At 66.8% G+C, this 14,687-nt stretch carries 13 protein-coding genes and 1 tRNA gene; 6 read left to right on the top strand and 8 right to left on the bottom strand.

Annotation, left to right across the window (positions count from 1 at the left end):
• Positions 1-90 precede the first annotated feature (90 nt).
• The 5 genes from BLP88_RS14110 to BLP88_RS14090 form a co-directional block, all read right to left on the bottom strand.
• Positions 91-888 (bottom strand): IclR family transcriptional regulator, encoded by a 798-nt coding sequence (locus BLP88_RS14110; protein WP_074590160.1) that lies wholly within the window; start codon positions 886-888, stop codon positions 91-93.
• A 322-nt stretch (positions 889-1,210) separates the two neighbouring features.
• Positions 1,211-1,286, bottom strand: a tRNA-Val gene (locus BLP88_RS14105).
• Between the two features lie 49 nt (positions 1,287-1,335).
• A complete protein-coding gene (locus BLP88_RS14100; protein WP_074590158.1) occupies positions 1,336-2,298 on the bottom strand; it encodes an NAD-dependent protein deacetylase in 963 nt (320 codons plus the stop codon).
• Between the two features lie 19 nt (positions 2,299-2,317).
• Positions 2,318-2,815, bottom strand: coding sequence for a peroxiredoxin (locus BLP88_RS14095; protein WP_175453574.1), 498 nt, complete (start codon positions 2,813-2,815; stop codon positions 2,318-2,320).
• A gap of 2 nt (positions 2,816-2,817) precedes the next feature.
• The gene (locus tag BLP88_RS14090) at positions 2,818-3,240 is read right to left on the bottom strand and encodes a DUF3052 domain-containing protein (protein ID WP_074590232.1); all 423 of its coding nucleotides are present in this window, start codon (positions 3,238-3,240) and stop codon (positions 2,818-2,820) included.
• A gap of 374 nt (positions 3,241-3,614) precedes the next feature.
• Between BLP88_RS14090 and aceE the strand changes: the two genes are divergently transcribed.
• From aceE to BLP88_RS14060, 6 genes are all read left to right on the top strand, one after another.
• Positions 3,615-6,365: a pyruvate dehydrogenase (acetyl-transferring), homodimeric type gene (gene aceE, locus BLP88_RS14085; protein ID WP_074590228.1), complete on the top strand. Its 2,751-nt coding sequence runs from the start codon at positions 3,615-3,617 to the stop codon at positions 6,363-6,365.
• 164 nt (positions 6,366-6,529) lie between these two features.
• Entirely contained in the window at positions 6,530-7,774 is a 1,245-nt protein-coding gene (locus BLP88_RS14080) for a PucR family transcriptional regulator (protein WP_074590156.1), read from the top strand.
• Positions 7,775-7,862: 88 nt separating this feature from the next.
• The gene (locus BLP88_RS14075) at positions 7,863-8,792 is read left to right on the top strand and encodes an ACP S-malonyltransferase (protein WP_175453571.1); all 930 of its coding nucleotides are present in this window, start codon (positions 7,863-7,865) and stop codon (positions 8,790-8,792) included.
• Positions 8,789-9,850 (top strand): beta-ketoacyl-ACP synthase III, encoded by a 1,062-nt coding sequence (locus BLP88_RS14070; protein WP_074590153.1) that lies wholly within the window; start codon positions 8,789-8,791, stop codon positions 9,848-9,850. The genes BLP88_RS14075 and BLP88_RS14070 overlap by 4 nt, the downstream gene beginning before the upstream one ends.
• A gap of 106 nt (positions 9,851-9,956) precedes the next feature.
• The gene (locus tag BLP88_RS14065; RefSeq protein ID WP_074590152.1) at positions 9,957-10,202 is read left to right on the top strand and encodes an acyl carrier protein; all 246 of its coding nucleotides are present in this window, start codon (positions 9,957-9,959) and stop codon (positions 10,200-10,202) included.
• A gap of 126 nt (positions 10,203-10,328) precedes the next feature.
• The gene (locus BLP88_RS14060) at positions 10,329-11,564 is read left to right on the top strand and encodes a beta-ketoacyl-[acyl-carrier-protein] synthase family protein (RefSeq protein WP_074590150.1); all 1,236 of its coding nucleotides are present in this window, start codon (positions 10,329-10,331) and stop codon (positions 11,562-11,564) included.
• Positions 11,565-11,662: 98 nt separating this feature from the next.
• Here the strand turns inward: BLP88_RS14060 and BLP88_RS14055 are convergent, their stop codons facing one another.
• The 3 genes from BLP88_RS14055 to dprA form a co-directional block, all read right to left on the bottom strand.
• Complete coding sequence (locus BLP88_RS14055) at positions 11,663-12,166, bottom strand: DUF3145 domain-containing protein (RefSeq protein WP_074590148.1); 504 nt, start codon at positions 12,164-12,166, stop codon at positions 11,663-11,665.
• A 230-nt stretch (positions 12,167-12,396) separates the two neighbouring features.
• Positions 12,397-13,284: a tyrosine recombinase XerC gene (locus BLP88_RS14050; protein ID WP_139163404.1), complete on the bottom strand. Its 888-nt coding sequence runs from the start codon at positions 13,282-13,284 to the stop codon at positions 12,397-12,399.
• Between the two features lie 166 nt (positions 13,285-13,450).
• Entirely contained in the window at positions 13,451-14,680 is a 1,230-nt protein-coding gene (gene dprA / locus BLP88_RS14045) for a DNA-processing protein DprA (RefSeq protein WP_074590147.1), read from the bottom strand.
• Positions 14,681-14,687 lie beyond the last annotated feature (7 nt).

Raw genomic sequence — 14,687 nt, 5'->3', positions numbered from 1 at the left:
AGCGTCAGCCGCCGTGGCGTGAATCACTATAGTGAACAGCGTACAACAAGTTGAACAATGTTCAAGGGAGTAATCTGATTTATTTCCGGATCAGCCCATCGGATTGCCCAAGGAGTGCGCAAGCTCCTTGAGTTCCTTCACCATCAGGTCACCCTGCTCCTCGGAATATGTCGCCTTGAGGGATGTCACGGACAGGCCCAGGCTCGGTCCGTGCGCGCCATGGGTCGGCACCGGCACGGCGAGGCAGACGACGCCGAGGGTGGATTCCTCGTCCTCGAAGGCGAAGCCGCGCCGCCGGATCTCGGCCACCTGGGCCTTGAGTTCGGCTGCCGAGCGCAGGGATTTGGGCGTCATGACCGGAAGCTCAAGGTCGTCCGGGAACATTGCCTCGATGTCATGGTCGTGCAGCTGGGCGAGCAGAGCCTTGCCTACGGCGCACAGGGAGAGCGGCATCTTGTCGCCGATGTTGGAGGTCAGCCTCACGGCAGGGTGGCCTTCGTAGCGGGCAAGGTAGATGACATGGTCGCCGTCGCGCATGGCGATGCGCACTGTTTCGCCGGAGAGCGTCGGCGCCTGCTCACAGTACTTGTAGAACTCCTGCACCTCGTCGAGCCGGCTCAGGTAGGCTGCGCCCAATTCCACGAGCTTGCGGCCGAGGGAGAAGTCGGCGCCTTCGCGGGTGATGAGGCGGGCCTCTTCGAGGGCCAACAGGAGGTTCGAGGTGGAAGACTTCGGGATGCCCAGTTCCCGTGCCAAGTCACTGAGGGTCAGCCGGCCCGACGGCGCCGCAGCCAAGGCGTCCAGTACGGCCGCCGCCCTGGTCACCGCGGGCGCCGGCGACGATCCGCCCGGACTCTCTGCGGAACGGGAAGTGCGGGAATCGGCCATGACTCTCCTTGGCGGTGGCTGGTCCGGACTGAACAAGCCGTGAAGACAGGCTCAACTCCGTACCCGTAACGAATCTGTTCAGTCCAGTGAACAAGTCCCATCATAATGGCTTACTTGCCGATCCGCCCCGGCGGGCGCCGGGAAAGCCTACGCTTCCCAATCCCCGGAATTCACTGTATATTCATTTTCGAGCTCTCCACCGCGGCATCCCCCAATAGTCGCGGTGGAGAGCTCATCCATTTCCCGGGCTGTTCAGCTTGGCAGGTCCGGGCATGAAAGAAGCCCGCCATTGCTGCCTGGAAGGCGGAATGACGGGCTTCGGTGGTGGGTCCTACCGGGATCGAACCGATGACATCCACGGTGTAAACGTGGCGCTCTACCAGCTGAGCTAAAGACCCAAAACGTGCTTCCACCGGGGCGTCCCGGCCGAACCAACGAACATAGACTCTACCCGATCCGGCCGCCCGAAAGCGAATCGCCGCTGTCCAGATCCGGGAGTTCGTCGGCCAGCCACGACAGGGCGGCGCTGGTGCCGGCGTCTATCTTCAGCTCGGCGAAGCTGTCCCCCCGCGTCGCTCCCCTGTTGATGATCACGACGGTCTTGCCGGCCTTGGCCGCATGGCGCACGAAGCGCAGCCCGCTCATCACGGTCAGCGATGAACCTGCCACGAGCAGGGCCCCGGCATCGTCGACCATGGCGTAGGCACGTTCAACCCGGTCCCTGGGCACGTTCTCGCCGAAGTAGACGAAGTCGGGTTTCAACACCCCGCCGCACACCGGGCACACCGCAACGACAAAGCGGCGGATGAGTTCCGGATCTTCCACAACGGCGTCGGCGTCCGGCGCCATCTCGATCACACCTTCGGCCTCGGCCGCTTCCAGGAACCCCGGATTGATCTCCTCGAGGATGCCGCCGAGAAGCTTCCTGCTGAAACCGTGCCCGCCGTCGAGGCACAGCACGCGGTCATAGCGGCCGTGGAGATCCACAACGTTCATGCTTCCGGCGTCTTCATGGAGCCGGTCCACATTCTGGGTGATGAGACCGGTCATGAGGCCGCGACCTTCCAACCGGGCGACGGCGAAGTGGCCGGCGTTCGGGTCGGCGTGCCGCAGCTTGGACCAGCCGATGTGGTTGCGCGCCCAGTAGCGGCGGCGGTTGTCCGCGCTCCCGACGAACTCCTGATAGGTCATGGGCTTGCGCGGTGCGGCCCCGGGCCCGGGCCCGCGGTAGTCCGGGATGCCCGAATCCGTGCTGAGGCCCGCCCCGGTGAGCACGGCAAGGCGCTTCCCGCCAAGCAGGGCGGCGGCCCGCCGCATCAGCGGAAGGTCTTCCACGTCCAGCGGCGCCGTCCCGGCCGGGGCAGCGCTGGCCAGTCCGGTGGTTCCGATCCCGGGCCGTCGTCCATCCATTCTTGGGCGCCGCGGGTTCTCAGGCCGCGCCGAGGCCCGCGAGTGCCTTGCGGTACTCGGCCAGGTCCCGGGCCTGCCCCCGCGGATTCACCACGACATACCGGACGATCCCTGCCGCATCGATGATGAAGGTGCCGCGCAGCGCCATGCCGGTGCCGGCGTCGAACACCCCGTACTGCCGCGCGACCTCGCCGTGCGGCCAGAAATCGGCGAGCAGCTCAAAGCTGTAGCCTTCTTTTTCGGCGTAGGCGCGCTGCGCAAACTTGCTGTCCACGGAGACGCCGAGGACCGTGGCGTTGACGTCCTCGAACACCGCAAGGTTGTCCCGGATCTCGCAGAGCTCTCCGGTACAGATGCCGGAAAAGGCGAAGGGAAAGAAGACCACGACGACGTTGCGGCCCCTGAGCGCCGAAAGCCGGACGGGTTCGCCGTACTGGTTAACAAGTTCGAAGTCGGGAGCTTCGTCACCGACCGCCGGGACACCCTGCAGCAGGTCTGCCCGGCCGGCCCGGGAGATCGTCACTTGTTCTTCTTCCGTGCGACCAGGCGCGTGGCGCTCCAGTCCTTGGAAACCCCGGCGGAGGTAGTGCAGTGCAGGCCGGCCGTGGGTGCGGCGTCCTGGATGTCAGAAGGGGAAACATGGTTCGGGCGGCCGGACTTGGGGGTCAGGACCCACACCACGCCGCCCTCGCTCAGTGTCGTCTGGGAATCCACCAAAGCGTCCACGAGGTCCCCGTCGCCGTCGCGCCACCAGAAAATGACGGCGTCCACGACTTCATGGTCGTCCTCGTCGAGGAGATCGGAGCCTGTCAGCTCCTCTATGTCGTCACGCAAGTCGAAGTCGACGTCATCGTCGTAACCGAACTCTTGAATCAGATCCCCGTCCTTGAAACCCAATCTTTCCGCCACATTTACCGATGTGGCGGCGTCGGCCTCGCTCACGTTTTCCTCCTTTGAAGTGATTTCCATTACTACCAGCCAACACCCTTTGGGTGCTTGCTTCAAGCCATTATCGCCCGACGGGCCCGTTTCCGTGTCAGCGCCACCGCAGCAAAAGCAGCGCGGACCGTCAGTCACATCACGCGAAAAGGGCCTGCGCGGCTACGCATCCCAGCATCGACAAAGCTACAGTGGCCAGTAAGCACTTCGGCTGCAGGGCAACCGCCCCAAGTATGCGCAGCCGTGGCTTTTGAGAACCTGCCCGGCATACCTGACCGGGCTGTTGTAACCGAGATGTCGCACACGACGCGTTCATGACAGGCAGCTACCCTGCCGGACTTGAGGCGCCGCTACGTGCGCCAAAAGAGAGGTTGGACGTGGCTGCAGGAGAAGAGACCTCACACATCCTCAGCGGGTTGACTGCCCAGCTGCCTGATCGTGATCCGGAAGAGACCGCGGAATGGATTGAGTCCCTGGACACCTTGATCAAGGAGCAGGGAACCGAACGCGCACAGTACATCATGCGCAGTCTGTTGCAGCGCGCCGGCGCGCAGTCCGTGGGAGTCCCCATGGTCACGACGACGGACTATGTAAACACCATCCCGGCGGACCAGGAAGCACAGTTCCCGGGCAACGAAGAATTCGAACGCCGGTACCGGGCATACATGCGTTGGAACGCGGCAGTGATGGTGCACCGCGCGCAGCGTTCGGACATCGGAGTGGGCGGACACATCTCCACCTACGCCGGCGCCGCCACCCTTTACGAAGTCGGCTTCAACCACTTCTTCCGCGGCAAGGACCACCCCTCCGGCGGAGACCAGGTGTTCTTCCAGGGACACGCCTCCCCCGGCATGTACGCCCGCGCCTTCATGGAAGGACGCCTGAGCGAGGAAGACCTCGACGGTTTCCGCCAGGAGAAGTCCAAGGAGGGCCACGCGCTGTCCTCCTACCCGCACCCGCGCCTGATGCCGGCCTTCTGGGAATTCCCCACGGTCTCCATGGGCATCGGCCCGATGAACGCGATCTACCAGGCCCAGGCGAACCGCTACCTGCAGGGCCGGGGCATCAAGGACACCTCCGAGCAGCAAGTCTGGGCCTTCCTCGGCGACGGTGAAATGGACGAGCCGGAATCCCGCGGCCTGCTCCAGCTCGCCGCGAACGAGAACCTGGACAACCTGAACTTCGTCGTCAACTGCAACCTCCAGCGCCTGGACGGGCCGGTCCGCGGCAACGGCAAGATCATGCAGGAACTCGAAGCGTTCTTCCGCGGTGCCGGCTGGAACGTCATCAAGGTCGTCTGGGGCCGCGAGTGGGACGACCTGCTCGCCAAGGACTCCGACGGTTCCCTCGTGAACATCATGAACGAGACCCTCGACGGCGACTACCAGACCTACAAGGCCGAGTCCGGCGGATTCGTGCGCGAGCACTTCTTCGGCAAGACCCCGGCCACGAAGGACATGGTTGCCGACTTCTCGGACGAGCAGATCTGGCAGCTCAAGCGAGGCGGCCACGACTACCGCAAGGTTTACGCCGCCTACAAGGCAGCCACGGAATTCAAGGGCAAGCCCACCGTCATCCTCGCCAAGACCGTCAAGGGTTACGGCCTGGGCCCGCATTTCGAGGGCCGCAACGCGACCCACCAGATGAAGAAGCTGACCCTCGAGGACCTGAAGGCGTTCCGCGACTACCTGCGCATCCCGATCACTGACGAACAGCTCGAAGCCGATCCTTACCGTCCCCCGTACTACCACCCGGGCATGGACGCCCCGGAGATCAAGTACCTGATGGAACGCCGTGCGGACCTCGGCGGCTTCCTGCCGGAGCGGCGCACCAAGCACAGCGAGGTGGCGCTGCCGGAGGCAAAGTCCTACGACGTCGCCAAACGCGGTTCGGGCAAGCAGCAGGCGGCCACCACCATGGCCTTCGTGCGCCTGCTCAAGGACCTCATGCGGGACAAGAACTTCGGCGCGCGCTTCGTCCCGGTTGTTCCGGACGAATCCCGCACCTTCGGCATGGACGCCTTCTTCCCGACGGCGAAGATCTACAACCCGAAGGGCCAGAACTACCTGTCCGTGGACCGCGACCTCGTGCTCGCATACAAGGAGTCCCCGGCCGGGCAGCTGATCCACCCTGGCATCAACGAGGCCGGCGCCGTCGCGGCGTTCACTGCTGCCGGCACCTCCTACGCCACCCACGGCGAGCCCCTGGTTCCGATCTACGTGTTCTACTCGATGTTCGGTTTCCAGCGCACGGGCGACTCCTTCTGGGCGGCCGCGGACCAGATGACGCGTGGCTTCATCATCGGCGCCACCGCAGGACGCACCACCCTGACCGGTGAAGGCCTGCAGCACGCCGACGGCCACTCCCCGATCCTGGCCTCCACAAACCCGGCCGTGGTCACCTACGACCCCGCCTACGGTTACGAAATCGGGCACATCATCCGCGACGGCCTGGAGCGGATGTACGGTCCGGAGTCGGCCGACCGCAACCTCATGTACTACCTGACCGTGTACAACGAGCCGATCGTGCAGCCCGCCGAGCCCGAAGATCTCGATGTCAATGGCCTCCTCAAGGGCATCTACCGGCTCGCGGCGGCCGCCAACGGCTCCGCGGACCGTCCGAAGGCCCAGATCCTCGCCTCCGGCGTGTCCGTGCCGTGGGCGTTGGAAGCCCAGCGCATCCTCGACGAGGAATGGAACGTGGCAGCCGACGTCTGGTCCGTCACCTCCTGGAACGAACTGCGCCGCGACGGCCTCGCCGCGGAGGAGCAGGCCTTCCTGAACCCGGGTGAAGCAGCCCAGGTGCCTTTCGTCACCCAGCAGCTCGCCGGGGCCGAGGGCCCCGTGGTTGCCGTGTCGGACTACATGAAGGCCGTGCCGGACCAGATCCGCCAGTTCATCCCGAACGACTTCGCGGCCCTGGGCGCCGACGGTTTCGGCTTCTCGGACACCCGTGCCGCGGCCCGTCGCTTCTTCAAGAACGACACCCACTCGATCGTCGCCAAGACCCTCCAGCTGCTGGCGCAGCAGGGCAAGGTCGACTCCTCGGCCCCGGGCCTGGCGATCGAGAAGTACCGTCTGCTCGACGTCAACGCGGGAACCACCGGCGGCGCCGGCGGCGACAGCTAACCAACCGGCAACACCGGGCGGCGGTCCCACCGAAAGGCGGGGGCCGCCGTCGGGCGTTTAAGCGGTCCCAGGCGCCGGGGCCGGCAACCCGGGCCAGAGCGGCCGCCCGGCTTGTAGCCTTCGCACAAATGGAGCTTGCGTGGCGCGCGCCGTATGCTCATGGCATGGCAGAGCCCACCCCTACCTCCGCGAAACGCAAGGCGCCATCGCGTGCGGTCTCCCCCGAGAAAGCCGAAACCCTCAAACGGCTCCGCGCGAATGTTGGCCAGTTGTCCACCACCACCATGCGGCAGTTGGAGAAGTCCCTCCCCTGGTACACCAGGCTGAGCGCCGATGAACGCTCGGCACTGGGATTGGTGGCCCAGAACGGCATCGCCGCGTTCGTCACGTGGTACGAGCGGCCCAGCTCGCCCTCGTGGATCCTCACCGACGTGTTCGGCAACGCTCCCACCGAGCTCACGCGCTCCATCAGCCTGCAGAAGGCCCTGCAGCTGATCCGGATCGTGGTGGAAGTCGTGGAAAACCAGGTCCCGGTGATCGCCCCTGAACCGGACCAGCCGTCCCTGCGCGAAGCGGTGCTGCGCTACTCGCGCGAGGTGGCCTTCGCGGCAGCCGACGTCTATGCGCGCGCCGCGGAATCCCGCGGGTCCTGGGACACCCGGCTCGAGGCCCTGATTGTCGATGCGATCCTACGCGGCGAGAACACCGATGCCCTGCGCTCCCGCATCGCGGCGCTGGGCTGGAAGGCGCAGGAACGGTTCACCGTCATGGTGGGCAATTCCCCCTCCGAGCCGAGCGCCAGCTACGTCAGCGAACTGCGCCGCACGGCCGGGCGCTTCGCGGAGGACGCCCTGGTGGGCATCCAGGGAGACCGGCTGATCCTGATCCTCGGCGGGGTCCACGACCGGGACAACGCCTACTTGAAGCTGAGCGAACTGTTCGCCCCCGGGCCAGTCGTTTACGGCCCCGAAGCGGGTTCGCTGCTGGAGGCCAGCAGCTCGGCGCAAGCCGCCTTTGCCGGGCTGACCGCGGCCCGCGCCTGGCCGTCGGCCCCGCGTCCGGTCGCCGCCGAAGATCTGCTTCCCGAACGCGTGGTGTCCGGCGACGACGCCGCCCGCCGCTCCCTGATCAAGAACATCTACCGGCCGCTCATCGCCGCCTCCAACGGCCTGGTCGAGACGCTCGGAACCTACCTTGAGCTGGGCCATTCCCTGGAAGCCACTGCCCGCGAACTGTTCGTCCATGCCAACACGGTGCGGTACCGGCTCAAGCGCGTCTGCGATGTGACGGGCTGGGATCCGCTGCTTCCCCGGGAGGCCTTCGTGCTTCAAACAGCCCTCGTCGTGGGGCGGCTTTCCAGCCCGCCCAAGGCGTCTGCGGAGCGTCATGGTTCCCGGAACGGCAACTGAGTCGTTGTAGACTTCCTACAAACCGTCCCAGTGAGCTTGGTGTACGAAAACACCGTTGGATCACGCGGCAATTTGGAAAGCTGGTTACGTGCTTGCAATCGTCTGCCCTGGACAGGGCTCGCAAACCCCTGGATTCCTGGCCCCGTGGCTGGAGCTGCCTTCCGTCGAAGGCCACCTGGCTGCCCTGAGCGAAATTGCCGGGATCGACCTCAAGGCCCACGGCACCACCTCGGACGAGGAAACGATCAAGGACACCGCCGTCGCGCAGCCCTTGATCGTCGCCGCCGGGCTGGTCGCCGCGAAGTCGCTGTTCGACGTCGAACTCAGCACCCTCCCGGTGGTTCTCGCCGGGCACTCGGTCGGTGAGATCACCGCATCCGCCCTCGCCGGGGTGCTCAGCGAAGATGACGCCATGACCTTTGTGCGCGAACGCGCAAACAACATGGCTGCCGCCGCGGCCGTTACCCCCACCGGCATGAGCGCCGTGGTGGGAGGCGACCCGGCCGAAGTCCTGGCGGCAATTGAGGCTTCCGGCGCAGCGCCGGCCAACGTGAACGGCGCGGGCCAGACCGTGGCCGCGGGTACGTTCGAGCAGCTCCAGGCCCTCGCGGACAACCCGCCGGCGAAGGCCCGGGTCATCCCGCTCAAGGTGGCAGGCGCCTTCCACACCGCCCACATGGCACCGGCAGTGGACGCCCTCGAGACGCTCCGCCCGTCCCTGAAACCGCAGGCGCCAACCGTTCCGCTGCTGTCGAACTTCGACGGCGGCGAGGTCACCGACGGCGATGCCGCCGTCGCGAGCCTGATCGCCCAAGTATCCCGTCCGGTCCGATGGGACCTGTGCATGGAAAACCTCGTGCAGCGCGGCGTCACCGGCCTGATCGAACTGGCCCCGGCAGGCACCCTCGCCGGCCTGGCCAAGCGCGGCATGCCCGGCGTCAAGACCGTCGCCGTGAAGACGCCGGACGACCTGTCCGCGGCACTGGCACTCTTCGCTGAACTGGAGGCCCCCGCATGAGCGCACCGGCTCTCAAGCAGGCTCCGGTCAACGAGTTCTCCCGGATCCTTGGCATCGGCGCCCACCGGCCCGACGTGATCGTCACCAACGACGACGTCTGCCAGTGGATCGATTCCTCCGACGAATGGATCCGCCAGCGCACGGGCATCGTCACCCGGCACCGCGCACCCGCGGAGACCAGCGTGATTGACATGGCCGAAGGCGCGGCCCGCGAAGCCCTGGAACAGGCAGGCATCGACGCCGCCCAGCTGGGCGCCGTGATCGTCTCCACCGTCACGCACCCCTACGCCACACCATCCGCCGCCGCGGCACTGACCGACCGGCTCGGCGCGACGCCGGCCGCGGCCTTTGACATCTCGGCGGCGTGCGCCGGCTACTGCTATGGCATCGCCCAGGGCGACGCGCTGGTCCGTTCCGGCGCGGCACAGTACGTCCTGGTGGTCGGCGCCGAGAAGCTCTCGGACGTCATCGACAACCACGAACGCACCATCTCCTTCCTGCTCGGCGACGGCGCCGGTGCGGTCGTCATCGGCCCCTCGGAAACGCCGGGCATCGGCCAGTCGGTCTGGGGTTCGGACGGCAGCAAGTGGAACGCCATCGGCATGACCCACTCCCTTGACGAAGTCCGCAAGCTTGGCGAGTCCGCCCGGCACTCGGACGAAACGGACGACCTCGCCATCATCTCGGCCACCCAGGACATCTGGCCCACGCTCCGCCAGGACGGGCAGACCGTCTTCCGTTGGGCCGTTTGGGAAATGGCGAAGGTGGCCCAGCAGGCCCTGGACGCGGCCGGCATCGAAGCCTCGGACCTTGCGGCGTTCGTGCCGCACCAGGCGAACATGCGGATCATCGACGAGATGGTCAAGAAGCTCAAGCTTCCCGAAACGGTGGTTGTCGCCCGCGACATCGCCGAATCGGGCAACACCTCCGCGGCATCGATTCCGCTGGCCACGCACCGGCTCCTGCAGGAGAACCCGCAGCTCAGCGGCGGGCTTTCCCTGCAGATCGGCTTCGGTGCCGGCCTCGTTTTCGGCGCCCAGGTGGTGGTCCTGCCGTAACCTGACTGCGGCAGGCATGCAGTGAACATGACCTTGAAAACCAAACCGTATCCGCGGTTTGCCCCCGTTTCCGGCGTAGCCGGCACAACAAGAAAAGGAGCCAACAATGGCTAGCAACGAAGAAATCCTGGCCGGCCTGGCTGAAATCGTCAACGAAGAGACCGGCCTGGCAGCAGACGCCGTCGAGCTGGACAAGTCCTTCACCGAGGACCTCGACATCGACTCCATTTCCATGATGACCATCGTCGTCAACGCCGAAGAGAAGTTCGGCGTCCGCATCCCGGACGAAGAGGTCAAGAACCTGAAGACCGTCGGCGACGCCGTCAACTTCATCGCAAGCGCCCAGGCCTAGTCCTGGCCCAGCTGTGCCGGGCCCGGGTGCACGCCTCCCGCGCCCGGCACAGCCGCATTACCCAAGTTTTCCTGCCCTGCGAGGAACCGCAGTCGAGCAGGCTGATATCCGACAGAGAGTGATCGCATGGCACGCAAAGTAGTCATTACCGGTCTGGGGGCCACCACTCCCATCGGTGGCGACGTTCCCACAATGTGGAAGAACGCGCTTAAAGGGGTCTCCGGGGCCCACACGCTCGACGACGAGTGGGTGGCCAAGTACGACCTTCCCGTCCACTTTGCCGCACGGTGCTCGACGCCGGCCCTGGATGTGCTCACCCGTGTCGAAGCCAAGCGCATGGACCCGTCCACGCAGTTCGGTGTGATCGCGGCCCGTGAAGCTTGGGCCGACGCCGGCATCACGGATATCGACCACGACCGCCTTGCCGTCGCCTTCGCCACGGGCATCGGCGGCGTGTGGACCCTTCTTGACGCCTGGGACACCCTGAAGGAAAAAGGACCGCGCCGCGTCCTTCCGATGACGGTTCCGATGCTCATGCCCAACGGCGTGGCTGCCGCCGTCAGCCTCGACCTCGGGGCCCGCGCCGGTGCGCACACCCCGGTCTCGGCCTGTGCTTCCGGCACCGAAGCCCTGCACCTGGGCCTGGACCTGATCCGCTCCGGCAAGGCCGACGTGGTCATGTGCGGCGGCGCGGAAGCAGCCATCCACCCGATGCCGCTCGCCGCGTTCTCCTCGATGCAGGCCCTCTCCCGCCGCAACGACGATCCCGAGCACGCCTCGCGCCCCTACGACCTCGACCGTGACGGCTTCGTCATGGGTGAAGGCGCCGGCGCACTGGTGCTGGAGGCCGAGGAACACGCACTCGCCCGCGGTGCCCGCATCTATGGCGAACTGGCCGGCACGTCGGTCACGGCCGATGCCTACCACATCACCGCCCCGGACCCCGAGGGCCTTGGTGCCACCCGTGCCCTGAAGGCCGCCATGTTCGATGGCCGGATACAGGCCGAAGACGTTGTACACGTCAACGCCCACGCCACCTCCACCCCGGTCGGCGACAAGCCCGAGTACACCGCACTCCGCGCCGCACTCGGTGCCCACGTGGACAACGTGGCCGTCTCCGCGACGAAGTCCCAGATGGGCCACCTTCTGGGCGCCTCGGGCGCGGTGGAAGCTGTGCTGACGGTCCTGGCCGTGTACGAGCGCCAGGCCCCGCTGACCATCAACCTGGAGAACCAGGACCCGGAGATCCCGCTCGACGTCGTCACCTCCGCCCGCACCCTGCCGGGCGGCGACATCGTGGCTCTGAGCAACTCCTTCGGCTTCGGCGGCCACAATGCCGTCATCGCCGTGCGGAGTGTCTAGCAGCTCCGCACTGAGGCAGGAAGAGGGCCCCACCAATTGGTGGGGCCCTCTTCCGTTGCTATGGAGTGTCCGCTGCCGCGGCTCGTCGACCGCGCTGCTCAGCCGACCTGGTGCAGCCAGCGCACGGGCGCGCCTTCGGCAGCATGGCGGAACGGCTCAAGCTCCTCGTCCCACGCCTCGCCAAGCGCCAGGGAAAGCTCATGGTAGACGGCGGCGGGGTCCCCGGCACCGGATTCATAGGCGTAACGGATGCGGTCTTCGCTGACCATGATGTTGCCGTGCACATCGGTGACGGCGTGGAAGATGCCCAGTTCGGGGGTATGCGACCACCGGCCGCCGTCCACGCCCTGGCTTGGTTCCTCGGTCACTTCGTAGCGCAGGTGGGCCCAGCCGCGGAGCGTCGACGCCAGCTGGGCACCGGTTCCGGGGGCACCGAGCCACGACAATTCGGCCCGGAACATTCCGGGCGCGGCAGGCTGGGGGGTCCAGTCCAGATCAGTGCGCTTGTCCACGACCGATCCGATGGCCCACTCCACATGCGGGCACAGTGCCGTCGGGGCCGAGTGCACAAAAAGGACACCGCGGGTCATTGCAACAGACATTCCATCCTCCATAGCTGTAGGTACGTCTTCCCCAACGACCTCTGCCTGGATGGTTGCCGAGCCGGTGACCGGGTTCTCCCCTGCCGGACTGTATTCGCCAGACTATGAAATTGTTGCCCGGGACTTGAAAGCTTCAAGCAATGCTTGAGAGTTCCGGGACATTGCTTTCATTTTGCCGTAAGCACCGCGTTTGCGCCAGCGCGGTTTTCCTCGTTGACCAAATGTTCGGGTCAGGCCCGCGGATGGGCCTGCCGGTAACTCGCGCGGAGCCGCTCCACGGAAACATGGGTATAGATCTGGGTGGTCGCCAGGCTGCTGTGGCCCAGGATTTCCTGGACCGCCCTCAGGTCTGCCCCGCCGTCGAGCAGGTGGGTGGCGGCCGAGTGACGGAGGGCGTGCGGGCCGGTGGCCGAAGTGTCGCCGAGCCCCTCCAGCAGTTCCTTCACCACGCTGCGTGCCTGCCGCTGGTCAATCCGGCCGCCGCGTGCCCCGAGGAAGAGCGCCGGTCCGCTATGCCCGGCGGCGAGCTTCGGCCGTCCGCGGCGGAGCCAGTCGTCGACGGCGGTCGCGGCAGGCAGCCCGTACGGCACCGTCCGTTCCTTGTTGCCTTTGCCGAGGACACGGAGAGTGCGGCGGTCCGTGTCCAGGTCATCGATGTCCAGTCCCGCGAGTTCGCCCACGCGGATCCCCGTGGCATACAGCAGTTCCACCATGGCCCGGTCGCGCAGCGGAAGGGGTGCGCCGTCGGCTGCGGCCTCGGAGAGGCGCTCGAAGATGCGGCCCAGCTGTCCTTGCCGGAGCACACCGGGAAGTGTCCGTTCCCGCTTGGGCGCCTGCAGCCGGACGGCGGGGTCTGTGGCGATCAGCTCCTCGCGCAGCGCCCAGGAGGTGAACGTCCGGACCGTGGCGGTGTGCCGGGCCAGGGTTGCCCGGGACCGTCCCGCCTCGCTCTGCCCGCCGAGCCAACGGCGCAGCGTGCCCAGTTCCAGCTGGGCGGGGGTTTCGATTCCTTCGCGTGCGGCGAACGTGAAAAGGCTCTCCAGGCCGGCCAGATAGGCGCGCACAGTGTGCCCTGACCTCGCGCGTTCGCCCTCCAGGTAGCGACGGAACTGTGCCATGACCTCGGTAAAGGCTGAAGGCAGCGGACGGGGCTGGCCGGCGTCGGCGCTGTCCATGCTTGCGGCGCTGTCCGTGCGGGAGAAGCTGTCTGCGTCCGGGCCATTGCTCACCCTCCAACTCTGCCAGCCCGGGCGGGAGCATGGCGGGACCGCCACGTCGAGCCGTTCATGCGTTTTTCCTGGCCCGTTTCCAGCCTCCGCGCTCGGAAACGGCCAGGCCAAGCAGGCCCAGCCGGCCGAGCCCTGCCCGGACGGCTTCCGGGCCCAGGCCCGCCACCACGCCAAGTTTCTCCACGGAGGTGATGGTCCGCAGCGGCAAGGCATCCAGGAGCACCAGGTCTTCCAGGGTCAATCCGTCGTGCTCGGATCCGGATGCTTCCTTCTCCCCCACCAGCTCCTCGCCGCTTCCGCCGGCAAGTTCGGCGATTTCACCGACGTCGGTGACGCACACGGCGCCGCCCTCGCGCAGGAGCCGGTGGCATCCTGCCGAGTTGGCGCTGTGGATTGAACCAGGCACTGCGGCCACCATGCGGCCGATGGCTTCCGCGTGATGCGCGGTGTTGAGGGCGCCGGAACGCCAGCGGGCCTCGACTACAACGGTGACTGCGGCGAATGCCGCGATGAGCCTGTTCCTTTGAAGGAAGCGGTACCGGGTGGGGGCCGAACCGGGAGGCACCTCGGCGATGACGGCTCCTTGGTTGGCAACTGCACGCAGGAGTTCCTCGTTTCCCGACGGGTAGTAGCGGTCCACGCCGCCGGCCATGACGGCGATGGTGGGAACGTCGCTGCTGCCGCCCGCCAGCGCGCCGCGGTGCGCGTGGGCGTCGATGCCGTAGGCGCCGCCGGAAACCACGGTGTACCCGCGCTGGCCCAGCCCGTAGGCGAATTCCCCGGCGACGGCACCACCGTAGCCGGTGCTGTCGCGGGAACCAACCAGCGCAACGGTGCGGCGCAGCGGAGGGAATTCCAGTTCGTGCCCGCGCCACCACAGGCAGAGCGGTTCCTGGAGTCCAAGGTCCGCCAACTGGACAGGCCACAGCGCATCGCCCGGAATGATGATCCGGCCTCCCAGCCGCTGGAGCGTGGCAAGGTCGCGTTCCGGCGCGAGGTCCGGGACCCGGGGCATCCAGCGCTTCAGGGACGCGGGGAGGCCCGGCCAGGACCCGCTGCCGCCGTCAAGGAGCAACGCGGTCATTTCCTGTTCGAGGGACGGGCCGGCGGCGAGCTGCCCGGTGGCGATCCGCAGGGCGTCCACGGCCCCCGTGAGCCGCACGAGAGCCAGCCCTGCGGTGTCCTGCGGCTCCATGAGCCGGGAGAGCGCGGCACGGGCGATCCGCTCGTCGTCCGGCGCGATGTGGCCGGCGCGGGCGGGACCGGACGGGGCGTTGCTCATCATGGATGTT

This window comes from Arthrobacter cupressi (assembly GCF_900099975.1).
Classification (GTDB): domain Bacteria; phylum Actinomycetota; class Actinomycetes; order Actinomycetales; family Micrococcaceae; genus Arthrobacter; species Arthrobacter cupressi.
This window is presented reverse-complemented; position numbering and strand designations above follow the sequence as displayed.